23 protein-coding genes and 1 pseudogene are annotated in these 25346 nt (G+C 64.6%); 13 read left to right on the top strand and 11 right to left on the bottom strand.

Annotation, left to right across the window (positions count from 1 at the left end):
• Nucleotides 1-121: 121 nt before the first annotated feature.
• Nucleotides 122-469: a hypothetical protein gene (locus tag ACVIGA_RS11940; RefSeq protein ID WP_456666536.1), complete on the bottom strand. Its 348-nt coding sequence runs from the start codon at nt 467-469 to the stop codon at nt 122-124.
• On the opposite strand from ACVIGA_RS11940, the gene ACVIGA_RS11935 reads away from it, so the two are divergent.
• A complete protein-coding gene (locus tag ACVIGA_RS11935) occupies nt 450-1637 on the top strand; it encodes a hypothetical protein (RefSeq protein ID WP_456666535.1) in 1188 nt (395 codons plus the stop codon). The genes ACVIGA_RS11940 and ACVIGA_RS11935 overlap by 20 nt on opposite strands.
• 10 nt (nt 1638-1647) lie before the next feature.
• A complete protein-coding gene (locus ACVIGA_RS11930; protein WP_456666534.1) occupies nt 1648-3234 on the top strand; it encodes a S53 family peptidase in 1587 nt (528 codons plus the stop codon).
• Nucleotides 3235-3301: 67 nt separating this feature from the next.
• On the opposite strand, the gene ctrA is transcribed toward ACVIGA_RS11930, so the two are convergent.
• On the bottom strand, nt 3302-4003 hold the full coding sequence (ctrA, locus tag ACVIGA_RS11925; protein WP_016848562.1) for a response regulator transcription factor CtrA: 702 nt from the start codon (nt 4001-4003) through the stop codon (nt 3302-3304).
• A 365-nt stretch (nt 4004-4368) separates the two neighbouring features.
• Here ctrA and fliI point away from each other — a divergent pair, with 365 nt between their 5' ends.
• The 4 genes from fliI (at nt 4369) to ACVIGA_RS11905 (ending at nt 7951) form a co-directional block, all read left to right on the top strand.
• A complete protein-coding gene (gene fliI / locus ACVIGA_RS11920) occupies nt 4369-5694 on the top strand; it encodes a flagellar protein export ATPase FliI (protein ID WP_223976707.1) in 1326 nt (441 codons plus the stop codon).
• Nucleotides 5695-5802: 108 nt separating this feature from the next.
• Complete coding sequence (fliJ, locus tag ACVIGA_RS11915; protein ID WP_021081901.1) at nt 5803-6222, top strand: flagellar export protein FliJ; 420 nt, start codon at nt 5803-5805, stop codon at nt 6220-6222.
• Between the two features lie 205 nt (nt 6223-6427).
• Entirely contained in the window at nt 6428-6973 is a 546-nt protein-coding gene (locus ACVIGA_RS11910) for a sigma-70 family RNA polymerase sigma factor (RefSeq protein WP_456666533.1), read from the top strand.
• Between the two features lie 3 nt (nt 6974-6976).
• Nucleotides 6977-7951, top strand: a complete 975-nt coding sequence (locus tag ACVIGA_RS11905) for an anti-sigma factor (protein ID WP_456666532.1) — start codon at nt 6977-6979, stop codon at nt 7949-7951.
• Between the two features lie 307 nt (nt 7952-8258).
• Here the strand turns inward: ACVIGA_RS11905 and ACVIGA_RS11900 are convergent, their stop codons facing one another.
• From ACVIGA_RS11900 to ACVIGA_RS11885, 4 genes are all read right to left on the bottom strand, one after another.
• Nucleotides 8259-8459 carry a hypothetical protein gene (locus ACVIGA_RS11900; protein WP_092090232.1) on the bottom strand — a complete coding sequence of 67 codons (201 nt, stop codon included), beginning with the start codon at nt 8457-8459 and terminating at the stop codon, nt 8259-8261.
• A 406-nt stretch (nt 8460-8865) separates the two neighbouring features.
• Nucleotides 8866-10992 carry a flagellar biosynthesis protein FlhA gene (flhA, locus tag ACVIGA_RS11895; protein WP_456666531.1) on the bottom strand — a complete coding sequence of 709 codons (2127 nt, stop codon included), beginning with the start codon at nt 10990-10992 and terminating at the stop codon, nt 8866-8868.
• A 300-nt stretch (nt 10993-11292) separates the two neighbouring features.
• Nucleotides 11293-11589: a hypothetical protein gene (locus ACVIGA_RS11890; RefSeq protein WP_223976714.1), complete on the bottom strand. Its 297-nt coding sequence runs from the start codon at nt 11587-11589 to the stop codon at nt 11293-11295.
• A gap of 104 nt (nt 11590-11693) precedes the next feature.
• Nucleotides 11694-11903 (bottom strand): hypothetical protein, encoded by a 210-nt coding sequence (locus ACVIGA_RS11885; RefSeq protein ID WP_223976716.1) that lies wholly within the window; start codon nt 11901-11903, stop codon nt 11694-11696.
• 293 nt (nt 11904-12196) lie between these two features.
• Here ACVIGA_RS11885 and ACVIGA_RS11880 point away from each other — a divergent pair, with 293 nt between their 5' ends.
• Both ACVIGA_RS11880 and ACVIGA_RS11875 read left to right on the top strand, forming a co-directional pair.
• Nucleotides 12197-12616: a hypothetical protein gene (locus ACVIGA_RS11880; protein ID WP_456666530.1), complete on the top strand. Its 420-nt coding sequence runs from the start codon at nt 12197-12199 to the stop codon at nt 12614-12616.
• Nucleotides 12617-12753: 137 nt separating this feature from the next.
• Nucleotides 12754-13953: an MFS transporter gene (locus ACVIGA_RS11875; protein WP_456666529.1), complete on the top strand. Its 1200-nt coding sequence runs from the start codon at nt 12754-12756 to the stop codon at nt 13951-13953.
• A 26-nt stretch (nt 13954-13979) separates the two neighbouring features.
• On the opposite strand, the gene ACVIGA_RS11870 is transcribed toward ACVIGA_RS11875, so the two are convergent.
• Complete coding sequence (locus ACVIGA_RS11870) at nt 13980-14471, bottom strand: MarR family winged helix-turn-helix transcriptional regulator (RefSeq protein WP_456666528.1); 492 nt, start codon at nt 14469-14471, stop codon at nt 13980-13982.
• 315 nt (nt 14472-14786) lie between these two features.
• Between ACVIGA_RS11870 and ACVIGA_RS11865 the strand changes: the two genes are divergently transcribed.
• Entirely contained in the window at nt 14787-16346 is a 1560-nt protein-coding gene (locus ACVIGA_RS11865) for a porin (protein ID WP_456666527.1), read from the top strand.
• Nucleotides 16347-17018: 672 nt separating this feature from the next.
• Nucleotides 17019-18161 (top strand): alpha/beta hydrolase family protein, encoded by a 1143-nt coding sequence (locus tag ACVIGA_RS11860; RefSeq protein ID WP_456666526.1) that lies wholly within the window; start codon nt 17019-17021, stop codon nt 18159-18161.
• Between the two features lie 37 nt (nt 18162-18198).
• Here the strand turns inward: ACVIGA_RS11860 and ACVIGA_RS11855 are convergent, their stop codons facing one another.
• Both ACVIGA_RS11855 and ACVIGA_RS11850 read right to left on the bottom strand, forming a co-directional pair.
• Complete coding sequence (locus ACVIGA_RS11855; protein WP_456666525.1) at nt 18199-18603, bottom strand: DUF4864 domain-containing protein; 405 nt, start codon at nt 18601-18603, stop codon at nt 18199-18201.
• Nucleotides 18604-18750: 147 nt separating this feature from the next.
• Nucleotides 18751-19185, bottom strand: a complete 435-nt coding sequence (locus ACVIGA_RS11850; protein WP_456666524.1) for a hypothetical protein — start codon at nt 19183-19185, stop codon at nt 18751-18753.
• Between the two features lie 145 nt (nt 19186-19330).
• Here ACVIGA_RS11850 and ACVIGA_RS11845 point away from each other — a divergent pair, with 145 nt between their 5' ends.
• Nucleotides 19331-20083 carry a helix-turn-helix domain-containing protein gene (locus tag ACVIGA_RS11845; protein WP_456666523.1) on the top strand — a complete coding sequence of 251 codons (753 nt, stop codon included), beginning with the start codon at nt 19331-19333 and terminating at the stop codon, nt 20081-20083.
• 257 nt (nt 20084-20340) lie between these two features.
• Here ACVIGA_RS11845 and ACVIGA_RS11840 read toward each other — a convergent pair whose 3' ends face one another.
• Together ACVIGA_RS11840 and ACVIGA_RS11835 are read right to left on the bottom strand one after the other, a co-directional pair.
• Complete coding sequence (locus tag ACVIGA_RS11840) at nt 20341-21867, bottom strand: lysozyme inhibitor LprI family protein (protein WP_456666522.1); 1527 nt, start codon at nt 21865-21867, stop codon at nt 20341-20343.
• Between the two features lie 67 nt (nt 21868-21934).
• The gene (locus ACVIGA_RS11835; RefSeq protein WP_456666521.1) at nt 21935-22483 is read right to left on the bottom strand and encodes a cupin domain-containing protein; all 549 of its coding nucleotides are present in this window, start codon (nt 22481-22483) and stop codon (nt 21935-21937) included.
• Between the two features lie 136 nt (nt 22484-22619).
• Between ACVIGA_RS11835 and ACVIGA_RS11830 the strand changes: the two are divergent.
• A pseudogene (locus ACVIGA_RS11830) lies at nt 22620-23961 on the top strand (aminotransferase class III-fold pyridoxal phosphate-dependent enzyme).
• 106 nt (nt 23962-24067) lie between these two features.
• Nucleotides 24068-25333, top strand: a complete 1266-nt coding sequence (locus ACVIGA_RS11825) for a D-amino acid dehydrogenase (RefSeq protein ID WP_456666520.1) — start codon at nt 24068-24070, stop codon at nt 25331-25333.
• Nucleotides 25334-25346: the final 13 nt, after the last annotated feature.

The raw sequence follows: 25346 nt of genomic DNA, 5'->3' as shown, positions 1-25346 counted from the left end.
GGTCGCGGTTCGCGAAGCTTCGGTTCGATCTGAGCTGTGGGCTCCGGTGGCCGCGGACGGCCGGCGGAAAATTGCTGCGCGGCGGTGTGAGCCGCTTCACAGCGGCCTTCGCGATAGCCGTCTATACGGTATGCAACCAGAAGTGCATGTCGCGAATGGGTTCGGTGATCCCGATGACGACCAGTTTTGGCAACGACATCCTGCCGATGTTTCGACCGGGCGACGTCGCCTGCATGACCCAAAGGGCGTTCGGCTCGGCGACGCCGACTGGATCTGCGACCCGGCGGGCAATGACGACTTTGCCGATCACGCCAATGCACGCCGCGTCTTCGCTGCGCTGTCGTCGGGCTTCATGCCGCCCGGTCACCGGTGGTCGCAGGACTCGCTCGATGTCTATGCGAGCTGGATGGGGGACGGATTCCAACCATGAACCCGATGTGGAGAGCAAGATGAGAAGGTCGATCGACACGCTGCTCGTCTGTGGTCTGCTTGTGCTTCCCGCGCTTCCGGCCGCGGCGCAATCGCCGCCGAATCCGGCGATGACCGCGCCCGATCAGGTCGCCTGGCAGCTCTTCATTCAGGCCAACACCCGCGCCGGCGGCAGCAATTCGACGTTCGAGACCTGGGCGAGCGATACCGATCTGTTCCAGCCCAATCCGCAGTTCCCGGCGGCTCCGACGCCGCCGTCGCTGCGCCCGCCGATCCTGCCGCAGGTGGCACGGGAAGGCGTGCAGCAGAGCGGCGGATTGCTGCCGGCGCTGCCGCCGGGCGCCGCGCAGGGGCAGATGGAGGAGACGCGTCACAACAAGCCGACGTTCGATTTCATCGTCCAGAACAACCTCTACAAGCTGTCGGGCGTGAAGGCCGCCTTCGGCAAGGCGCTGTCGTTCCCGGTCGATTCCATCGAGGTGAAGGGCAATTGGCTGCCGGTCAGCGACATTCCGCAATTCACCAACAACAAGGTGACGCTGGCGCAGGTGCCGCAACTCTATCACGTCAACAGCGCGGCCGGTGTGCAGTACGCCCTGGTCTCGATGCATGTGATCAGCAAGCAGGTGCCGAACTGGACCTGGGCGACATTCGAGCACCGGTTCAATCCAGGCCGCTGCGACATCATCGGCTGCCGCGACAATTTCGGCGCGCAGACCGCGTTCGTGCCGTCGAACCGGACCGCCGGCCAGGGCTATCCGGATTGCGTGAAGACGGCCGCGCTGACGACGATGCTGTCGAGCGCGGACATCGATCCGGTCTACAACAATTACTGCCTGAAAGGGTCGCAGGTGGATTTCGTCGACAATGTCGGGCTCGACATCAGGGTCGGCAATTCCGTCACCGAGGACGGCTTCGTCGCGACATCGTCCTGCATTACCTGCCACGGCCGGGCGGCCTTCAAGGCGGACGGCACGCCGGCGTCGCAGGCGGGATTCCTGTCGTTCGGTCCGAATGGCCCGGTTGCTCCGCTCGGGCCGCTGCTGCCCGAATGGTACTGGAAGTTCGCGGGCCAGCCGCCGATCTTCGAAGGCAAGCCGGGTCTCACGCGCATCGCGACCGCGGCCGACTTCGTGTGGTCGATCCCGTTCTGCGCCTACGACGATACACAGAATCCGGCGCAGCCGAGCCCGTGCGCCGGAAAGTGAGACCGCACTGATGGCGGGCACCTCCGAGCGCAGGGTTCCGCTTGCTGGCAGCAACCGTGCCGCGCCTGTTGGCGCGACGCTGGTCGGCGATGTCGATCCCGACGAGCGGATCCCCATCGTGGTCTATGTGAAGCGGCGCACCCCCGACAAGTTTGTGCCGGGCAGCGCCGGTGATTTGGCTCGGCTCGCCGCGCCGATCACGCGGCACCAGCTCGCGACCCAGCGCCATCGCAGCCATGCCCGCGCCATCGCCCGCGTGGTGCGGCTGGCGGCGGAGCGGGGCTTGACCGTCGGCCGCAGCGATCCGGTCGCACGCACGGTCGAGCTGGAAGGCACCGCGCGGCAGATGGCCGAGATCTTCGGCGCGACGCTGCGCACCTACCGCGACGGCGAGCGCGCGTTTCGCGCCCGCGTCGGCGGCCTGACGGTGCCGGCCGAGATCGCGCCATGGACCCGCGCAATTCTCGGCTTCGATCAGCGGCCGCTGCGGCCCAGGACGCCGCTGGTGCAGGCCCAGGCTGAGCCGGGCGATGGCAATGGGCTGTGGCCGACCGACATCGCGGCGCTCTATGGCATTCCGCTGGATCGCGACGTGTCGTCCATCTGCGTCGGCATCATCGCGCTCGGCGGCGGCTATCTCGCCAGCGATCTCGCCATGGCGGTCGCCGGCATGAACCGTCCGCCGCCGGTTGTCGTCAACGTGCCGCCGACCGGCAATGACGGCAGCTTCGGCAGCAACGATGTCGCCGATCAGGAGATCGCGCTCGATCTCCAGGTGCTCGCCGGCCTGCTGCCGAAGGCCAAGATCGTGGTCTACTTTGCCGAGAACTCCGCCGCGGGTCTCACCGACGCGATCCATCAGGCGGTGTTCGATGAAGAGCATGCGCCGCAGGTGGTCTCCGTCAGCTGGGGCAGTGCCGAGAAATACTGGACCGAGCCGGGCCGTGACGCGATGCAGGCGGTGCTGGCCGATGCCGCGCGGCTGCGTGTCAGCGTGCTGTTCGCCTCAGGTGATCAGCTCGCGACGAGCGGCCTGACCGACGGCAAGCTCCATGTCTGGTTTCCCGCCTCGAGCCCCTATGCGACGAGCTGCGGCGGCACCCAGCCGGTGCCTGCCGCGGGTAACGGGTCGGCTGCAGCGGAGGCGGTCTGGAACGCCGGCGCGATCGGCACCGGCGGCGGCATCAGCGACGCGTTTCCGGTCCCCGATTATCAGTCGCATTTGACGCTGCCGAAGTCGCAGAACGACGGCGCGATCAGGCGCGGCGTCCCTGATGTCGCCTGCGCGGCCGCGGCGAGCCCGGGCTACCGCATCATCGTCAACGGAGAGGCGATGGCGATGAGCGGGACCAGCGCCGCGACGCCGCTATGGGCCGCTCTGGTCGCGATTGCGATCGCCGCGCGCGGCGAGCAGATCGGCTTGCTCAACGCCGCGCTTTATTCCAACCCCGGCGCATTCCGTGCGGTCGTGCAGGGCAACAACCGCGTCGGCGGCAAAGGCTACGATGCCGGTCCCGGCTGGAGCGCCTGCACCGGGCTCGGCGTCCCGAAGGGCGCGGATCTCCTCGCCGCTTTGACTGCGATCCCGGTAGCGTAACCTCCCAAAAACAAAAACCCCGCCATTTGCGGCGGGGTCCAGGAGGTTAGCTGCAGAAAGCGAAGTGTCAGGCGGGAATGCGTTCGTCGGCCTCGTGCGGCTCGCGCAGCACGTAGCCACGGCCCCACACGGTCTCGATGAAATTGCGGCCCTCGGAGGCGTTGGCGAGCTTCTTGCGGAGCTTGCAGATGAAGACGTCGATGATCTTCAGCTCCGGCTCATCCATGCCGCCGTAGAGATGGTTGAGGAACATTTCCTTGGTGAGCGTGGTGCCCTTGCGGAGCGAGAGCAGCTCCAGCATCTGGTATTCCTTGCCGGTGAGGTGCACGCGCTGACCGCCGACCTCGACCGTCTTGGTGTCCAGATTGACCACGAGATCGCCGGTCTGGATGACCGACTGGGCGTGACCCTTGGAACGGCGCACGATCGCGTGGATGCGGGCGACCAGCTCGTCCTTGTGGAAGGGTTTGGTCATGTAGTCGTCGGCGCCGACGCCGAGACCCTTGACCTTGTCCTCGATGCCGGCGAGGCCGGAGAGGATCAGAATGGGAGTCTTGATCTTCGAAACCCGGAGCTGCTTGAGCACGTCGTAGCCGGACATGTCGGGCAGGTTGAGGTCGAGCAGGATGATGTCGTAGTCGTAAAGCTTGCCGAGATCGACGCCTTCTTCACCGAGATCCGTCGTGTAGACGTTGAAACTCTCGGATTTAAGCATCAATTCGATCGACTGCGCGACGGCGCTATCATCTTCAATCAGCAAAACGCGCATGCCAGTCCCCTATAGTCGCCGCTCCGGGCGTCAGGTCGGCCGCACTTGCGGCACTCAAAACGCCTTTGAACAACTGATTCGGATCCTGACGAGATATGGTTAACAAAAACTGATTCATCGACGCAAGCTCTAACCGTGCAATTTTTGTCGAATCGCCCTAAGATATTGCGTAGAAGAAGCTTTTCCTAACCGCGCTCGTTCAGTCTCCACATTAAGAGCCGGGCCTAACCGACTCTCGCGACTCGCCCTTCTTCTGATGGGCGAGCGACCTCAGTCACCAAAGACAGTGACGCAATGATTAATGATGCGGGTAAACACGAAGTTAAGCGGCCGGCGCAAAATTGCCGAAACTTAAGGTTTTCGCAATGAAGGCGCTCGCGGAGCAGATCGGGGACATCGACGGCGTCAATATTTATGGCCGTGTGGTCGGCGTCCGCGGGCTCATGGTCGAGATCGCCGGCCCCATTCACGCGATGTCGGTCGGCGCCCGCATCGTGATCGATGTCGGCGCCGGCCGCTTCATCCCGGCCGAAGTGATCGGCTTCTCCGGCGAGAACGCGGTGGTGATGCCGTTCGGCGGGCTCGAGGGCGTCAGGCGCGGTTGCCGCGCGGTGATCGCCAATGCGGCGAGCCAGGTGCGGCCGTCGCCGGCCTGGCTCGGCCGCGTCGTCAATGCGATGGGCGAACCGATCGACGGCAAGGGGCCGCTGCAACAGGGCGCCTCGCCGATGTCCTACCGCAACTCGCCGCCGCCGGCGCATTCGCGCAAGCGGGTCGGTGCGCCGCTCGATCTCGGTGTGCGCGGACTTAATACTTTCCTGACCTGCTGCCGCGGCCAGCGGCTCGGCATCTTCGCGGGTTCCGGCGTCGGCAAGTCGGTGCTGCTGTCGATGCTGGCGCGCAATGTCGATGCCGCGATCTCGGTGATCGGGCTGATCGGCGAACGCGGCCGCGAGGTGCAGGAATTCCTCCAGGAGGATCTCGGCGAGGAGGGGCTGGCGCGCTCGGTCGTGGTGGTCGCCACATCGGACGAGCCGGCGCTGATGCGGCGCCAGGCGGCGTATCTGACGCTCGCCATCGCCGAGTATTTCCGCGACGAGGACCAGGACGTGCTGTGCCTGATGGACTCGGTGACGCGCTTTGCGATGGCGCAGCGCGAGATCGGCCTCTCGGCCGGCGAGCCGCCGACCGCCAAGGGCTACACGCCGACCGTGTTCACCGAATTGCCGAAGCTGTTGGAACGGGCAGGGCCGGGCACCAGCGTCGGCACCATCACCGCGATCTTCACCGTGCTGGTCGATGGCGACGATCACAATGAGCCGATCGCGGACGCGGTGCGCGGCATCCTCGACGGCCATATCGTGATGCAGCGGGCGATCGCCGAGCGCGGCCGCTATCCGGCGGTCAACATCCTCAAGTCGGTCTCGCGCACCATGCCGCGGTCCGCCGACCCCGACTTCCTGCCCTTCATCAACAAGGCGCGGCAGGTGATGGCGACCTATGCCGACATGGAGGAACTGATCCGGCTCGGCGCCTACCGGCCGGGTTCCAGCCCGGAGGTCGACGAGGCGATCCGGCTGCACGAGCCCTTGGAAAGCTTCCTGCGCCAGGCCAAGGACGAGGCCACGAGCCTGGGCGACGGCTACCGGCAACTCGCTCAAATCCTGTCGGGTTTGGAAACGGAACGCTAACTTTGTCAGGCCATCATCCCCGGCACACCATAGCTATGCCGGCGGGGCCCAGGGGGGAGCCGGTTCTGTCCCGCGTTCAGAATTGGGACTTCTGGGGAGTATGAGTCGATGAAGTCACGTGAAACGCTGATCCGCCTGAAGAAGTTTCAGGTCGATGAAAAGCGCCGTCGGGTTACCCAGATCGAGGGCATGATCGCGGACTTCCAGCGCATGTCCGTCGAGCTCGAGCGCGAGATCCAGACCGAGCAGGAGCGCGCCGGGATCAATGATCCCTCGCACTTCGCCTATCCGACCTACGCCAAGGCCGCGATCCAGCGCCGCGAGAACCTGACCCGTTCGGCCGACGAACTGCGCGCCCAGCTCGACGACGCCAAGGCGCTGCTGTCGGAAGCCTTCGAGGAACTGAAGAAGGTCGAGCTGCTCGACGAGCGCGACCAGGCGCGCGAACGCGCGGAGGAGAGCGCCCGCGAGCAAGCCGACATGGATTCGATCGGCCTGATGCGGGCCCGCCTCGGCGTCATCGCCTGAACTCTCGCTCCCTTCGCTGACCGTCTTGAGAGCCCGGGCCGATCGCCCGGGCTTTTTGTTGGGCGCTGTCCACAAGCCGGCCTCTCGTCGGCCACTTGGCGGATCGTGCTGTCCCAAAATATGCTACCACCGGTGCGGACCAGATGATGATCGGCGGCGCGGTGGCAATGGGGCGATTGGGGGATGCAGGCTTGGAGGGCGCTGAATGCTGACGCCGGCTGAGCTCGTCTGGCTGATCGCCGCCGTCGCGAAGGGCGATCAGGCCGCCTTTGAGCGGCTGTACGCCGCGACCCGCTCGAAACTCTTTGGCGTCGTGCTCCGTATCTTGCGGCGTCAGGACCTCGCCGAGGAGGTCATTCAGGAGGCTTACGTCAAGATCTGGAACAGCGCGGGGCAGTTCAACCCGGCCCTGTCGTCCCCGATCACGTGGATGGCGTCGATCGCGCGCAACCGCGCCATCGATGTTGTGCGCAAGCGAGGCGAAACCTCGCTGGAAGATGAGCCTGCGGCGATGGAAGTCGCCGCCGACTCGCCCGATCCGCTGGCGCGGCGGGAAATGACGGAAGAGTTGAATCGGTTGCTGGAGTGCGTCGGTCGTCTGGAGCCCGATCGTCAGAAGCTCGTGCTGCTCGCCTATTACAACGGCTGGAGCCGCGAGCAGCTCGCCGCAAAGTTCGAGACGCCGGTGAACACGGTGAAGACCTGGCTGCGCCGCAGCCTGATGGATATCCGGGAGTGTCTTGGACTCTGATTGATGGCCTATAGCGAAGACCATATCGCGCTCGCCGCGGAATATGCGCTCGGTACGCTCGATGCCGACGAGCGCACGCAGGTCGAGACCATGATGGCCGTGGACACCGAGTTCGCCGCGCTCGTGCAAGCCTGGGAGTTCAGGCTCGGGCCGCTGAACCAGATGGTCGGCCTGGTCGAGCCGCGCCCGGTGGTCTGGGAAAACATCAAGGCGGCGATCGGCCATGCCGGCGCGCCGCAGGCGCCGCTGGTGCTGCCCGAGACGCCGGAAGCGACTGTGGCACCGCCGATAACCGACGATCCGCAATTCGGCTCGGCCTTCGATCCGGAGCCGTCGCAGCCATCAGAAATCCCACAGCCGGCCGAGATTCGGCGGCCACCAATCCAGCCACGTTTTGGCGTCAACGACAGCACCAACATGATCGCGCTTGCGGGCCGCGTGAAGCGCTGGCGCGGCATTGCGTCGGCCGCGACCGCGATCGCAGCCGCGCTGCTGGTCACGCTCGGCCTGCAGATCTACCGGCCCGACGCCTTGCCGAATGCAATCCGTCCGAAGCCGCGCATCCAGACCGTGGAAGTCAAGACACCGGCGCCGGCGCTCGCGCCGTCGGCGCAATATGTCGCGCTGCTGCAGGGACAGAATGGCGGGCCGGCCTTCATCATGACCATCGACGGCGCGACCAAGAATTTCACCGTGCGCAAGGTCGGCGCTCCGTCCGAGCCCGGCAAGAGCTTTGAGCTCTGGCTGATCTCCGACAGGCTGCCGCAGCCGCGTTCGCTCGGCGTGATCGGCGCCGATGATTTCACCGCGCGTCCGGTGCTATCGGGCTACGATCCCGACGTGATCAACGGCGCCACCTACGCGGTGACGGTCGAGCAGGCCGGCGGTTCGCCGAACGGCCAGCCGACCTCGGCGCCGATCTTCACCGGCAAGCTGATCGAGACCGTGCCGCCCGCGTCGGGTTCGACGCCACGATAGGCGTTTGCGCCCCGTCGTTAGGGGCCGTGAATGGCCGGCATTCACCGTCATTGCGAGCGAAGCGAAGCAATCCATCATTCCGCATGCTCGGTGACATGGATTGCTTCGCTTCGCTCGCAATGACGCCGGAATGCGCGCGGGCCTGTCACCTGCGCAGCTAAGCCGCACCACCCGCACAAAAAGAAAACGCCCGTGGGGAGCGGGCGTTTTCGATAGTCAACTTGGGGGTAGTTGGGGGTCTTAAATATCCACGCAGCGACTTTGGGGGGCTGTAAAGAACACTACGTGAATTCGTGAAACTCTCCTGTTAGCGGACCAGCGAGTTGCTCGTGCTCGTGATCGCGACCGGCTTGCCGGCCTTCATGACACGTGCCGTCTGGGTGTAACCCTCGTCCGACGAATTGTGTGCCGCGATGCCGAAGCCCGCGACCAGGATACCGGCGAACAACGCCACAACCACAATCTTCAGGTGCGTCATACGATCGGCGCTGTAGATCGAGTGGTTCATGGAAGTCTCCTGCCGCCTTCCTGCTCTCAGTAATCTGTCGGTTTGGTCTCTTGCCCGGTTCAACGTCTCGTGCCCCACCAACGTAGGATTTGCCGATTCCGTTCCCTAGAGGTCATCACAAGGGCGTGATGAGACGTGATCGGGCGCGATCAAAAACCGCCTCCGGCTCCTGAAATCTACATTAACTGGACGTAATATCAGCCACTTGCTTGAAATCCGGATCATGTTACCCGAGATAGGGCCGTTCCGGACTGTTCCACACAAATCAGTTGCCTGTTGCGAGAAAGCACAGGCGAAAACGCAAATGATTTGCGACGGCTAGAGCGTTTTCGAGCGAAGCCTGTCCCGCACCCGATGCGGGATGGACGCCGGTTCGCGTGAAGAAAACGCGCCCAAACGAGAAGCTCTACACGCTGCCGACGGTCTTCAGCCGGGCCCGCGGATGGATCTCGGCCTGCGACAAGACGGTGGTCTGCGAGCGGAACCGTTCCACCAGCGAGCGAACGAACGGCCGGATCGCGGCCGAGGTCACCAGCACCGGCGCCTCGCCTTCACGCGCCGCCTGCTCGAAGGCGTTGCGCACGGCGGTCATGAATTCCGACAGCTTGGAGGGCTGCATCGCCAGGCTGCGATCGTCGCCCTGACCGACGATCGATTCGGCAAACGCCTGCTCCCAGCGCGCCGACAGCGCGATCAGCGGCAGATAGCCGTTCGGCGAGGTGTTCTGGGCGCAGATCTGCCGCGCCAGCCGGGCGCGGACATGCTCGACCATGGTGGCTGGATTGCGCGAGAACGCCAGCGCGTCGGCGATGCCCTCGAGAATGGTGGAGAGATCGCGGATCGAGATGCGCTCGGCGAGCAGCAATTGCAGCACGCGCTGGATACCCGACACCGTGACCTGGCTCGGCACGATGTCCTTGATCAGCTCGCCCTGCTCCTTCGGCAGGTCCTTCAAGAGCTTCTGCACCTCGCCGTAGGACAGCAAGTCCGACATGTTGGTCTTGAGCAGCTCGGTCAGGTGCGTCGACAGCACGGTCGCGGCATCGACCACGGTGTAGCCCTTCAGCGCGGCCTCTTCCTTCAGGCCGGCATCGACCCAGGTCGCGGGCAGGCCGAAGGTCGGTTCGATGGTGTGGATGCCGGGCAGCTGCACCTGGTTGCCGGCGGGGTCCATGACCATGAACTGGCTCGGCCAGATCTTGCCGGTGCCGGCGTCGACTTCCTTGATCTTGATGGCGTAGCTGTTGGCTTCGAGCTGGACATTGTCGAGGATACGCACCGCCGGCATCACGAAGCCCATCTCGATCGCAAGCGAGCGGCGCAGCGCCTTGATCTGCTCGGTGAGGCGGTCGGTGCCGTCGGGCCCGTTGACCAGCGGCAGCAGCGCGTAGCCGAGCTCGATCTTGAGGTCGTCGATCTTCAGCGCGGCGGCGATCGGCTCCTCAGCGGCGGCAGCGGCAGCGGCTGCAGCGGGGGCTGCAGCGGCGGCGGCCTCGGCGGCGTTGGCGACCCGCTTCTTCTTGCGCGCGTTCCAGGCCAGCGCCGCGGCGCCGGAGCCCAGCGCCATGAACGGCAGCGTCGGAATGCCCGGCAGCAGCGCCAGCACCAGCATGACGCCGGCCGACATGCCGAGCGCCTGTGGATAGCCGGAGAGCTGGCGCATCAGCGCCTTGTCGGCTGCGCCGGTGATGCCGGCCTTGGAGACGAGCAGACCGGCGGCGGTCGAGACGATCAGCGCGGGCACCTGGGTGACGAGGCCGTCGCCGACCGTCAGCACGGTGTAGGTGCGGGCGGCTTCGCCGAAGGAGAGGCCCTGCTGGGCGACGCCGATGATGATGCCGCCGACGATGTTGATGCCGACGATCAGGAGGCCGGCGATGGCGTCGCCGCGGACGAACTTCGAGGCGCCGTCCATCGCGCCGAAGAAGCCGCTTTCGTCTTCCAGCGCCTTGCGGCGCTCCTTGGCGGCCTTCTCGTCGATCAGGCCGGCGGACAGGTCGGCGTCGATCGCCATCTGCTTGCCGGGCATCGAGTCCAGTTGGAAGCGCGCCGCGACTTCGGCGATACGGCCCGAACCCTTGGTGATGACCACGAAGTTCACGATCACCAGGATCGCGAACACGATGATGCCGATCACGAAGTTGCCGCCCATCACGAAGTTGCCGAACGCCTCGATGACATGGCCGGCAGCAGCCGTGCCCTCGTGGCCGTGGCTCAGGATCAGCCGGGTCGAGGCCATGTTCAGCGACAGCCGCATCATGGTTGAGATCAGCAGGATGGTCGGAAACGACGAGAATTCCAGCGGCGCCTGGATGAACAGCGAGGTCATCAGGATCAGGATCGAGATCGTGATCGAGACCGCCAGAAAGAGGTCGAGCACGATCGAGGGCAGCGGCAGGATCAGCACCACCAGGATGGTGAGGACGCCGAGCGCCAGCGCGAGATCGCCGCGCTTGAGGATGTCGCCGATCTCGCCGAGACCAGGCAATCCGCCTTTGCCTGCCGTGCCCTGACCCGCCGTGACGTCGACCATGGTAGCCGCTCCCCCCCGCGACTGGCGGCTACGGCCGCCAAGCGTCTGCGCGACGGCCGCAGGGCCGCCGTTCCGAAAGTGAGGCACCGCGCTGGCGTCCACGGGGATCTCCACCCGCTATACGCGTTCGACGACACTCGACTTCACTCGGCAATTCTTGCCGGGTGTATGGTTAGCAAAGGGTTAACAGGTGCGTTTTGCGGGGTGCGCGGGTCGTCGCAGGCGGTCGGGCATGGAGATTCCCGGCCGGGGTGGGCGGGTCGGAGCGCCCGGCTGTGCTTCGGGGCGGGTTCGCGGCCTCTATCTCAGCGCGCCGAGCACGGCGCCCGATGCGGCGATGAGGCCGAGCGTGATGACGCTGGCGCGCCACAGCAATTGCTGCCGGGCAGCGCGCCGGTCGTGGAAGGCCAGCCAGTCGTGGACAAAGCCCGTGGGGATGTCGAACACCACGGCAGGCTCGTCGCGATAGTGCGTCTCATGCTCGCAGTACATCGTCCGGACCGCAGGCACGCCCAGCCGCTCGAGCTCGCAATGCCACTCCCAGGCATGCCGGCCGTTGGTCCAGCGATTTTCGAAGGGGATCACGTGTGATTCCATGACGAGCCTCCTGGCCCACCCTTGAACCTCACGTGGCAAGTCTAGCTCAATATTCCGACCGGCGCGAGATCGGTGTCGGCTGCCCGAGACCGATCATGGCGGCGTCAATTGGTTGAGAGCATCCATTTGCGCCAATGCGTCGGCTGGATGTCGAGATGCCTGCTGCCGGCATGGTCGATCCATTCGGCACCGTCCCGGTGGCACGGGAACATCAGCGCGTGCACCATGCCGTCATAGTCGAGGACACAGACCTCGAGCTCCCGGTCCGACGGCGCTGACGCAACGGGCAACCACTCTGCTGACGACGAATGCATGACGATCCTCCGACGATGTGCGCTTCGATCCTTTAACCTTGCGAGCTGCGCGCCATCCGGGCGGGATGATAGGTCCGGACGGCGAGCCGCCAATGTGAACCGGCTCGCATTGTAGCAGTTTTTCTCATCAGCATGGATCACGGCTCGACGGACGATATTCCCGCTCGATCGGTCCGCTGCGATCGCTGCGGTGCACGATGCTGATTGAACTTTCGCGGCCCGGCCTTCGACCAAACGGCAGCAACGCCAGTCAGCCATTCGAGGCATCGATGTCGAACCGGGCAGGTCGAACCATGACAGCAGGGTTTGCTGCCGCGATCGCGCTGCTGTCGGTGCCGGCGTCCGCCGTGACGTTGCCGGACGACCGGGCCTGGATGATCCGCATGATCGCCTGCAAGGGTAACAGTGTCCTGATGGAGGTCTACCTGCCGCAATCCGTCGTCTTCGCGCCGCATGGCGGCATGGCCGCGGGCAAGACGGCGGACGGCTACTACACGCTCGATCTGACCGAGCTCAACAAGGGCAAGGACCTCGAGCCGGTGCATGTGACAATGAGTGCGGACAAGAAGTCCGTCACCGTCGACCAGTACACACGCGGCTTGCCGCCGACCCGCATACCGGTCGGCGGCGGTACCGTGGATTTCGATCAGCGCTTCGGCATCGGTGCGAAGTGCGGTCCGTTCCAGGCGCAGGATCCGAACTACGGCAATTGAGCCGCCTCACGCGGAGTGGTGCGCCCCCTTGCTGGCGCATGCCTAATCTCTCGGCAATGTGGCTTGACCCGAAGGCAAATGCCGACGAAGTTCCGCGTGCCGTGGTAATTTCTTCTGAATTTTCCCCTGAAGCCGCAGTGTTCATTCCCGACTCGCGCCGGGCATGGCTGCGCCTTGCCATAGCCGTGGTCATCGGTTCGCTCGGCAGCGTCGGCATGTGGTCGGTCGTGGTGGCGTTGCCGGCGGTGCAGACCGATTTCGGCGCGACTCGTGGAACGGCCTCGCTCGCCTTCACGATGGTGATGCTCGGCTTCGGCCTCGGCCAGGTCGTGACCGGCAAGATCAGCGATCGCTACGGCATCGTCACGGCGATCGGCGCCGGGATCGGCATTCTCGGCCTCGGCTATATCTGCGCCGGCTACGCGACGTCGATCTGGGCCTTCATCCTGGTGCATTTCGCGATCGGCCTGTCGTCGGCTGCGACCTTCGGCCCCCTGATGGCGGAGGCCTCGCACTGGTTCGAGCGCTACCGCGGCCTGGCGGTCGCGATCGCCGCCAGCGGCAATTATGTCGGCGGCACGGTGTGGCCGCCGCTGGTCAATTTCGGGATGCAGAGCGTCGGCTGGCGCACCACCCATATCGCGATCGGCATCTTCACTGCGATCGCAATGGCGCTTGCGCTCGTGGTGCTGCGTCTGCTGATGGGGGTGGCGACCCGGCGCAGCCACGTCAACGCGGCGCCGCCGCGGGTCGACATGCGGCTCTCCACCAATGCGCTGACCGCGATCCTGTCGCTGGCGTCGATCTCCTGCTGCGTGGCGATGTCGATGCCGCAGGTTCACATCGTCGCCTATTGCGGCGATCTCGGCTACGGCGTGGCGCGCGGCGCCGAGATGCTGTCGCTGATGCTGGGCTTCGGCATCATCAGCCGGATCGGCTCCGGCTTCCTCGCCGATCGGATCGGCGGCATCCGCACGCTGCTGATCGGCTCGATCGCGCAGGGCGCGGCGCTCTTGTTCTACCTGTTCTTCGACAGCCTGACCTCGCTCTACGTCATCTCGGCGATGTTCGGCCTGTTCCAGGGCGGCATCGTGCCGAGCTACGCCATCATCGTGCGCGAGGCGATGCCGGCCGCCGAGGCCGCGACCCGGATCGGCATCGTGATCTTCGCCTCGGTGTTCGGCATGTCGTTCGGCGGCTGGATCTCGGGCGTGATCTTCGACGCCACCGGCTCCTATGCCGCAGCCTTCGCCAATGGCCTGGCGTGGAACCTGCTCAATGTCAGCATCATCCTGCTGCTCATGATGCGGTCGCGGCAGCGGCTCGCCATGGCCTGATCCCGGATTGCGGGTTCGGTAACCTCCTAAAGATCGACCGAGATTCTGGCGATCGCCTTTTCCAGGCGGTTCTTGATGGAATCCATCTTGCCGGTCAGTTGCAGCAGCTCCCGCAGATCGAGGTCGGCATAGACGAACTCGTTGAGCTCTTTGCGCTGCGCGGACAGGTTCGCCATCTGCTTCTTGGCGTGCTCGGTCAGCGACAGGTTCACGACCCGGGCATCTTCGGTCGAACTCTTGCGGCGCAGCAGGTTCTTCTTTTCGAGCAGCTTCGACTGCGTCACCACAAACGACTGGTCGACGCGCAGTGCCCTCGACACCGCCCCGACGGGCAAGCCGACGCTGCGGTCCTCGGCATTCGCCAGGACCGTCATGATCATCCATTGCGGGCCGGTGATTCCGATCATCTTGGCCCAGATGCTGCGCAACTCGTCCAGGCGAACGCTGGTCGACACGATCTCCCAAGCCAATCGCTCAGCCGCGTCCTGGAGTTTGTCGGTCGATTTGCGCTCGGTCATGACGCACCTTAACAAAAATTCATCTTCACAGATATCGAGCAATTTTTGAAGCGGGCGCCGTGACGAAAATGTTCGTCGATGCGTTGCCTGAATGACACATGGCTGCGCAAACATCGAATGACTAACTAATATAAGTTGAATATGTGACTACCCGATTGCATTGTTCCGCATCGTAGATGGGGGGCATCCACCATCTCACGCCTGCAGTGGCCGAGTTGACCACGAGCATCTTGAAAATGGCTGCGCCGCAGCGGTTTTCGGGAGGGGAACGTTTGTCGCTTTGCCAGCAGTGCAAGGCATCACTTGGAGGATAGCATGAAAATCGTAAAGGGCCTTTTGTTGGGCTCGGTGGCAACTCTCGCCGCGAGCAGCGGAGCCATGGCGGCCGACCTTCCGGTCAAGGCCAAGGCAGTCGAGTACGTGAAGGTCTGCTCGCTCTATGGTCCGGGCTTCTACTTTATTCCGGGCACCGACACCTGCATCAAGCTGGGCGGTTACCTGCGCATGGACGTTCTGGCGAACACCAACTCGGACCACACCGGCAACTACGCCGGCGCGGGCGGCGCACAGAACCGCTTCACCAACGGTTACACCTGGCGCTCGCGTGAAGACCTCAACGTCGACACCCGCACCGCGACCGAATACGGCGTGGTTCGTACCTTCTTCGATGCGACCTTCAGCTGGACCTCGGACAGCTATGGTGCGGGCGCCGCAGCAGGCTCGACGGTCTACTCGCCGATCGGAACGTCTGCCGCCCCGAACAACGCCAGTGCAGGCGGTGTCGCCGCCGGCACGGTCGGCGTCTACTACGCCTTCGTCCAGTTCGCCGGCTTCACCATGGGTAAGGCGGTGTCGCAGTTCTCGGCGCCGTGGGCCAACTATCCGGGCAACAACTTCGACGGTCTCGTCGGCGGTGGCGGCACGATCACCGGTGTGAACCAGTTCACCTACACCGCGCAGTTCGGCAATGGCGTGTCGCTGGCCCTGTCGGCCCAGGATCAGTCGGCCTACTATCAGGCCGGCGTGCAGAATCTCGGTGTGGTCGGTACCGGCGCTCTCGGTCCCTACGGCGCGAGCGACTATGCCGGCACGATTGCTCCGGATCTGGTCGCGTCACTCCGCGTCGACCAGGCCTGGGGTCTGTTCCAGGCGTCGTTCGCGGCGCATGACAATCATGCGGCCTACTACGGCGCCACCGAGTTGACCGGTCATCCGGACGACAAGTGGGGCTGGGCCGGTCAGCTGGCCCTGTCGATCAAGAACATCCCGACCGGACCTGGCGACACCATCAACGTCCAGGGCGTCTACACCAACGGCGCAACGCGCTACAACATCCAGGATCTCTCGGGTGCCGGTGCGTTCACCTACTTCGGCAACACCAGCGTTCCCGGTGCCTACCAGAGCATCGGCTTTGGCATCGCGCCGGACAGCGTGTTCGTCAGCGGCGGCTCGCAGCAGCTGATCACGACGTACGGTGTGCGCGGTGCATACGTCCACAACTGGAATCCCTATTGGAACACCAGTGTCTACGGCGCGTGGGCCCAGGTTAACTACAACAGCACCGCCAAAGGCTACATCTGCGGCCCGGGCGGGACTGGCGTGGGCGGATCGTTCGGCGTCCTGATCGGCGCAACGTCGAATCTGACCTCGTGCAACCCCGACTACAGCATTGCTCAGATCGGCACGCAGACCCAGTGGACCCCGGTGAAGAACCTGACCTTCTCGGCTGACTTCACCTACACCCATCTGGATCAGAACTACGCGGGCACGATCACCTACCCGGGTAGCGCTGCGATCGGCAAGCCGGCCGCCGTCTACTCGCTCAGCAACCAGGACACCTACATGTTGCTGCTGCGCGCGCAGCGCAACTGGTAAAGCCCGGTTGATCCGGACCTGATCGCGACCCAAAGCCTCGACGGGAAACTGTCGAGGCTTTGATTTTGAAAGAAGAGTCTGTTGTATGATTTACTAATATTAGTCTATCATGTACAAACCGGATGTCGGTTGCTCTGCCGACCATGACGAGGAGATATCAGACTCTTCATGAACTAACCTCCAGAACCTCCGGCAATGCCCTGCCGGAGGTTCTTCATTTGAAGCGGCGACAGCGCACCCATTTAGCGGTGCGGGGATAAGCTAGCGCGCGCTCAAGCCGACCATCCTCACGAAGTCACGGCCGAGTGAGCAGCTGCATGCCGGTTCTCGCGATTCCGTGAGCACGTTCGCCACGCGAGATAGGCAAGTTGGCGGCATCCGGAACATTTCCGAGCATTTGCTCGGCAACGATTGCTGCAGCAACATTCGGCCCTCAGGCATAAGCGCAACGCATTCCTGCGCCGCCATATCAACATTTGCCGCCGCCGAATTACTTCAATTATATGAAGCCGAATTGGAATATTTTCTTGGGAGAGCCGCGTGGTTGGCGTTTGCGATTTCGGCGCCAATTTTGCGCGGCGACCGAAGCGGCGGCTCGTCGACCTCAACGGGCGGACTCGTACTTTTCACGCGTACCGGCGGCGAAGCCGGGTGCGAACGAGTTGACGAAACATGCATGACCATTTTGGGGCGCGTGGAGCCTCGTCAAGCAGCGTCGAGTTCGATGACAAGGGCTGGCCTGCCTGGCCGGATCGCGAGGATCTGTCCGCGGAGTTCATCAAGCTTCTGGCCGCCGCACAGGAAGGCGGTTCGACGGTCTCCGAATGCTGGCTGACTTTGAGCAAGATCAACCTCGCATCGGAGAGCTCGTGGTCGGAAGAGTGGATCAAGACCGCCGAGCTGAACGAGGCAAGAGCTGAGCTTTCGTTGCTGAACAACAATCTGGTCACGGCCCGTCGCAACTGGCTCCGGGCGACCACTTACTTTCACGCCGCGGTAAGGCCTCCCGGATACGCCAACGATTTGCTGAACCGCGCCGTCGCCGGCATGCGGCGATGCGCGACCAGCTTTCTGAAGACCCGCCTTCCGGCCGGCCAGGTGCTCTCGATTCCCTGGACGGAAGACCTGTCGCTGCAGGCCTACTATTTGCCGTTAGCCTTGCGCGACGATGGACCCGTCATCGTGTGCATAGGCGAGCCGGGTTCCTACAAGGAAGAGTTGATCACCAAATACGCGGGTCATGCCAACGAGCGCGGATTCTCGTTGCTCGCCGTGGATCTGCTGGGGACTGAGACGGCCTTGTCGCCGGAACGGCTCGAGGGCCACAAGTTCGAAGCGGCCATGAGCCGCATCCTCGACTTTCTTTCGGAGAAGCCCGGTGTCGACAGCACGCGGATCGCCATCGTGGCGGACGCCTGCAACTCGTCCCTGGTCGCCCGGGCGGCCGCAAGTGATGCCCGGTTTGCCGCGGCGGTTTGCGACGCCGGAATTTGGGACTCGCACGAGAGAAGCTTCTTCCATCGGCAAGCGGGCGACGACGCGCAAATCTGCTGGATTGAAGAAGCCAACCCTATTTCACGAAGCATCGAATGTCCGTTGCTCGTCACTGCCGGCGAAGCCGGCTGGCTTCTGCCAGGCGCCTTGACCAAATTCGGCGACCAGTTGAGCAGCATTCATCGTGACGCCCGGCTGATCCTGTTCCGGCGCGCTGAAACCGCGTCGATGCAGGGACACATCGATAACCCGACCTTGGCCAATGAAGTCATATTCGACTGGCTTGAAGACAGGCTCCGGCCGAGAAAGGGCTTGGCCTGAAGCGGCTGTCTTCAGGTTGCGGACCCGATCCGTGCGGTCACACCGATTGACCGGCCTTCAGCAACGAGCAGCCGGTGATCTTCAAACTGCCGTCGGCCTGTCGCTCCAGCGTGTAGAGCGCCTCCCACGCCTCGCCATTGGCGTCGACGATCTGAACGCGTTGCGCGATCCGGTCGCCAGCGCTCTGCGCCGCGCCGAACTCGAAGCTCCTGTGGCGATAGACCGGCGCGTATTGGTTCTGCACCATCGACATGAAGATATCGGCCTGCGGAAAGATCTGCCGGATCGCGGGTGCGGCATAGGAATAGGCCGTCGCGGCGTCGTCGCGGCCGAACGCCTGCTCCTGGGCGCGGATCACGCCTTGCGCCGTGGCGACGTCATCGGCTGCTGCGGGAGCGAACGAGCCCAGCAGAATGGCGACCAACAGCAGGATGATGCGCATGCGATGGCTCCGTCGGCAATCGGACCTTCCAGCCGCCGCAAGGCTACTCCCGCGCAGCTGTGGCGGCAACGGAGCAGGGCGCGTTCGTCGGCCAAGTCCGAACACGTATCCGGCCGCGTGGGCCGAACCGGATCGAGCCGCGCGATCTCAGTTGACGCGCCGGTGGCGATGCCGCAGCGCCTCGGCAGTCGGGCACCGCGCGCGCCGCGGATAGCGGGCTGCGAATGGCTGCTCGATGGTGACGTTCTGGCAGCCATATTGCGCCGATACCTCGGCGATGACGTTCGAGACCGCGTCGTCGATCCGCGAGCCGGGCAGATGCGCGACGATCAGGTCGCTGATGCTGAGCCGCTTGCGGACGCGCAGGTCGTTGTCGATGCGGTAACTGAACAGGGCATGGATCACGCCACGGCGATCGCGGATCGCGATCAGCCCGGTCTCGGGCGAGCTGCCACGGGAGCGCCGGCGCACGAACCGCAGCCATTGCTCCGTGGTAATACTGGCATCATGCATGAACACCAGCGGATAGGCCGCGATCGCATGCTGATGGTCGATCGGAAGTGCTTGGAATTGCTCATTCATCGCCGGATTTCCCCGATGATGGGCACTACTGCTGGGGAAACGGCGGCGCAGCATTGATCTGCATCAATGCGGCCGGCGGTTGATCCAGATCAAATCGGGGTTGGTTGATAGTGTCGAGATTCTAACCTCGCGGACCCCCGAAGCCATGAGCATTGCCGAACCACTGCTGGATTCGTGCGCCGGCGCGACTCCGTGCGACTGCAGGCACGGCCATGCCACGAACGGCTGCGAGGATTGCAAGGTCAGGCTGTTCAGCGTCTGCGCCGCGCTTGATTCGTCCGAGCTCGAGGAGCTCGACCGGATCAGCCAGGCGAAGCAGGTTTCGGCAAGAACGACGCTGTTCGAGCAGAGTGCGCTGGCGGGGAGCGTGTTCAACGTTACCGATGGGGTAGTGCGGCTCTACAAATCATTGCCCGATGGTCGCCGCCAGATCGTGGGTTTCGCGCTGCCGGGCGATTTCCTCGGGCTGGCGCTGCAGGACCGCTACGGCGTCACCGCGGAGGCGGTCAACGCGGTCGCGGTTTGCCGTTTCGCGCGATCGGCGTTCCTCACCTATGTCGACGGCAAGCCGCATCTGCTGCGCCGCCTGCATGAGTTCGCGGGGCACGAGCTGAGCCTGGCGCAGGACCAGATGCTGCTGCTCGGGCGGCGCACTGCCGAGGAGAAGATCGCCGCATTCCTGCTCAACATGCAGACGCGATACGCCCGGATCGGAAGCGTGTCCGTCACCGTGCCGCTGCCGATGAGCCGGCAGGACATCGCCGACTATCTCGGTCTCACCATCGAGACGGTGAGCCGCACCCTGACCCGCCTTGCGCGCGAGAAGGTGGTGTTGATCGTGCCCGATGGTGTGCGGCTGCTCGATCTCGAACGGCTCCGGCTGAGCGGCGCGAGCTGACGCTACGGCGTCGGCTTTTGATCCAGCACAAGGCGATCCGCACGCAGACGCGCTAGGTCTCTCCACGATAAGGAGACGACCCATGCCTCTCGACACCATCCTCGTCATGATCGCAGTCACCGCGATGTTCGCCACCATTGCCGCCGTTATTGCGTGGGGCGACCGGCAGACCCGCGATTTGTGATAGCGTCGTGTGACCAGAGCCTTTCCGCTCCGATTTGAATCGAAACGGGGCACCCACTTCGCTTGAGAGCGCTCTATCTGATCGAGCCTTTGAACTTGTCGATGTCGGGCGAGGGGCGTGCGGGAAACAGCCGCGCGGTCGAGGAGTTATCGAGCCGGCGCTTGCATTTCGCCTCGTCGTCGCTGTCTTCGGTGCCGTCCTTCCCGGTACGCTTCTTGGCGAAGGCATCGTCCTGCCGGTTGACGATCAGCATCGCATGGTCGCGCTCGAGCGTATCCGGATTCTTGCGCTGCTCGTCGGAGCGGAACGCGCCGCCGACCATCTTGCCCGTCATCTCGTAGTCGCAGCCGGCCTTCCAGTCGCCCTGGTCCCACTTCCATCCGACAGCCTTCAGCGTGCCGTCTTTCTCTGCGGTGACCTTGATGATGGCATTATAGGCCAGCCAGACGCCGGGAAGCCCGCTGCGCCTGTCGTCAAAGCCCTCGAGCAGCGCCAGGCGCTCGCGCTGCAAGCCGTTGACATGATCGCGCGCATCGACGGTGAAGTGCACCTGCGAGCTCTGCTTGTTCCAGGCCGGATGCAGGAATTCCGGGAATTGTTCGGTCTGGCTTTTCACCCAGTTGCGCTGGTCGTCGATCAGCGCGCGCCGCGTCGCCTCGTCGAGCCGCGGCTGCAACGCCTTCCAGGCGCGGTTCAGCCGCTGGTCGTTGTCGGCGAGATCAGGATCGGCGCAGATCTCCTCGTCGGTCGCGGTCTCGGGCCTGGTGCAGTCGAAGGTCGGCGCGACGAACGCAGTGTCGGCCTTGTCGGGCGCCGCATCCTTGCCGGCGGCAAAGTAGCTGCCGGTGACCTGCCACATCGACGAGCAGTCGTTGAGCCCGCCGAACTCCTCGTCATCGATGGTGCCGACGATCCGCAACGTCTCGCCCTGGCGGCGGAGTTTTATCGACGGCGGCTTGGCGGAAGCAGCAGCCGCGTCGGATTTGGGCTTGTCGGTGGATGCGTCCGCCTCGATCGCCACGGGGCCGCAGAGCCAGCCAGTCCCGGAAGGCTTCAGGTCGGCGCTCAGCTTGCAGGTTCGCCGGCGGTCGCCGCCATAGTCGCCGCGCAGGTCGGCGGCGAGGCGATAGGCGCCGCCCTCTGTTGGTGTCAGCGTGATACTGCCGAAGGCATTGACCCAGTTGCCCGACAGGCCCGGACGGCCCGATGCGATGCCGTCAAGCGCGGCCGCGCGACGGCGCAAGGCTGCGGCAAAGTTTGCTTTCAGCTCGTCCTCATCGGTTTCGGTGAGCACGTCCGCGGCGTCGATGATCATTTCGTTGAACCAGGCCTGGTCGCGCTTCAACAGCGGTTTGACGTTGGCCGGCAGCCTGCCGAGCGCCGCGTCGAACGCCTTGTCGATCTGCGCCACCAGTCTGTCGGTGCCGGCCTTCCTGCAGTCGGCGGTCTTGATCTTGTTATCGCCGCCGTCGCCGCACAGGCTGATCGCGGTCGGCGCGCTGCTCGATGCGCGCAGGAAATCGTCCATCGCAAGAGACGGCCCGGAGGCGAGGGCCGAGATGGCCGCGACGGCGGCCGCAAGCCGTGGGGAGCAAGGCATCGACGTCACCCGCGAGGCCGCGGCATGCGGCCCTTGCGGCTTGGGTCGCCCGCCGCCTGCTGCGGGTTCAAAATGTCGGCGGCGTGCAGGCCGAAATCACCTCGCACGGCTTGGCGCCGATGCAGCGGAAGCGGTGCGGGCGGCGGCTTTCGAAGTAATAGGCGTCGCCGGTGTTGAGCACCCGGCGCTCGTCGTCGACCGTGACCTCGAGCCGGCCCGAGACCACGATGCCGCCTTCCTCGCCTTCATGCACCAGCGGCACCCGGCCGGTGTCGCTGCCGGGCTCGTAGCGCTCTTTCAGGATTTGCAATGCACGTCCGAACAGGCTGTCGCCGATCTGGAGGTAGGAGATCGGCTTCTTGCCGATCTCGGTCAGCTCATCGGCGCGGTAGAACGCCTTGCGCGGCCGCTCCGGCTCGATCGCGAAGAATTCGGCGAGCCCCATCGGGATGCCGTCGAGGATCCGCTTCAGCGCGCCGACCGACGGGTTCATCTGGTTGGATTCGATCAGCGAAATCGTCGAATTGGTGACGCCGGAGCGCTTGGCGAGCTCGCGCTGCGACAGCTTGTGCCGCGCGCGGATGAATCGCAGCCGTCCGCCGATATCGACGCTCATCACAAATCCCTGTTGCAGGTGTTGCGGATAGAACAAATCTTGGCAGAGCGCCCCAACAAGATCAATGGCTTGCGCTGCGACAGAAAAGGACTTGTTGAGTGCCCTGAAGAGTGGTCCGACTACGCATCCCCAGCCCATGGAGTGCGCCGTGACCGTTCATCAGATTCCGAACACCATCAAGACCGATTCGTTCTGGATGCCCTTCACGGCCAACCGGCAGTTCAAGAAAGCGCCGCGGCTGTTCTCCTCCGCCAAGGGCATGTACTACACCTCGGTCGACGGCCGGCAGGTGATCGACGGCTCCGCCGGTCTTTGGTGCGTCAACGCCGGTCATGGCCGCCCGCAGATCGCGGCCGCCGTCGAGCGCCAGCTCTCCACGCTGGACTTCGCGCCCTCCTTCAACATGGGCCACCCGCTGGCGTTCGATTTCGCCGAGCGCCTCGCCGAGATCGCCCCGAAGGGGCTGGATCGGATCTTCTTCACCAATTCGGGCTCTGAATCGGTCGACACTGCGCTGAAGATCGCGCTGGCCTATCATCGCGCCAACGGGCAGGGGACCCGCACCCGCCTGATCGGCCGCGAGCGCGGCTATCACGGCGTCGGCTTCGGCGGTCTGTCGGTCGGCGGCATGGTCGCCAACCGCCGCCAGTTCGCGACCCATCTGCCGGGTGTCGACCACATCCGTCACACCCATGATCTCGCCCGCAACGCCTTCGCCAAGGACCAGCCGGACCATGGCGCCGAACTCGCCGACGATGTCGAGCGGATGGTCGCGCTGCATGGCGCGGACACCATCGCCGCCGTGATCGTCGAGCCGGTGCCCGGTTCGACCGCGGTGCTGCCGGCGCCGAAGGGCTATCTGCAGCGCCTGCGCGAGCTCTGCACCAAGCACGGCATCCTGTTGATTTTCGACGAGGTCATCACCGGCTTCGGCCGCCTCGGCACGCCGTTCGCCGCCAACTTCTACGGCGTGACGCCGGACATGATGACGACCGCCAAGGGCATCACCAACGGCACCGTGCCGTGCGGTGCGGTGTTCGCCAGCCGCCAGGTCCATGACGGGCTGATGGTCGGCCCGGACAACGCCATGGAGCTGTTCCACGGCTACACCTATTCGGCGCATCCGGTGGGCCTGCGCGGCGGGTCTTGCCACGCTCGACATCTACAAGGACGAGGGGCTCCTGACTCGCGGTGCCTCGCTCTCCGATTACTGGCGCGATGGCCTGCATTCGCTGAAGGGTCTGCCGAACGTCGTCGACATCCGCAACCAGGGCCTGATGGGCGCGGTCGAGCTCGCGCCGCGCGATGGTGCCGTCGGTGCGCGCGGCTACGACGTCATGGTCGATTGCTTCAATCGCGGCCTCTACTTCCGCATGAGCGGCGATTCGCTCGCGCTGTCGCCGCCCCTGATCGTCGAGAAGTCGCATATCGACGACATCGTCTCGATCCTCGGCGACGCCATCAAGCGCGTGGCCTGATAATTGCTAGCTAAACTTTAGCTAGCTCTACAAATTGCTGTCGCCGTTGCGAAGCAGAGTGGTTTCGCAGCGGCGATTGCGTTTTCGCTGCAGGATGTGAGGAAAAGTGAAGGTCCTTGTTCTCGGCAGTGGCGTGATCGGCGTCACCTCGGCCTATTATCTTGCGCGTGCCGGCCATGAGGTGACGGTGATCGACCGCCAGCCGAAGCCTGCGCTTGAAACGTCGTTTGCCAATGCCGGCGAAGTGTCGCCCGGCTATTCGTCGCCCTGGGCCGGCCCTGGCGTGCCGGTGAAGGCGGTGAAGTGGCTCTTGATGAAGCACGGCCCGCTGGTGATCCGCCCGAGGCTCGATCCCGTGATGTGGCTGTGGCTGCTGAAGATGCTGCGTAACTGCACCACGTCGCGCTACGCGGTGAATAAGAGCCGGATGATCCCGATCGCGGAATACAGCCGCGACTGCCTGCAGGCGCTGCGCAGCGAGATCGGCATCCGCTACGACGAACGTGCGCAGGGCACACTGCAGCTGTTTCGCGAGCAGGCCCAGCTCGATCACACCGGCGACGACATCGCGGTGCTGAAGCAATACGGCGTGCCGTTCGAGGTGCTCGACCGTGAGGGCTGCATCAAAGCCGAGCCGGCGCTGGCCGGCGTGAAGCAGAAATTCGCCGGCGGGCTGCGGTTGCCGCATGACGAGACCGGCGATTGCCACATGTTCACGCAGGCCTTAGCGCTGGAAGCCGAGAAGATCGGCGTGCGCTTCAACTTCAATGTCGGCATCGACGGCCTGAACGCAGATGCCACCCGGATCACCGGCGTTGCGACCAGCGCCGGTCTGATGACCGCGGACGCGTATGTGCTTGCGCTCGGCAGCTACTCGCCGCATCTGGTGCGGCCGCTCGGCATCTCGCTGCCGGTCTATCCTGTAAAAGGCTATTCGATCACGGTGCCGATCAAGGACGCGAGCGGCGCGCCGGAATCCACCGTGATGGACGAGAGCTACAAGGTCGCGATCACCCGGCTCGGCGATCGCATCCGGGTCGGCGGCACCGCCGAGATCTCGGGCTATTCGACCAAGCTCTACGACGCGCGCCGCGCGACGCTGGACCATTCGCTGACCGATCTGTTTCCGCGCGGCGGCGACCTGCCCAAGGCCACCTTCTGGTGCGGCCTGCGCCCGATGACACCGGACGGACCGCCGGTGATCGGCGCGACGCGGTTTGCCAATCTGCACCTCAACACCGGCCACGGCACGCTCGGCTGGACCATGGCCTGCGGCTCGGGCCGGGTGCTGGCCGACATGCTCTCCGGCAAGAAGCCCGAGATCGACACCAAGGAGCTGTCGATCACCCGTTACGATCACCGCTTCGGGTAGGTCTCGTCGGCGC

The sequence above is a fragment of the Bradyrhizobium sp. USDA 3240 genome, assembly GCF_054063295.1.
Note: the sequence above shows the minus strand (reverse complement) of the source record. Positions and strands in the feature narration are given on the sequence as shown.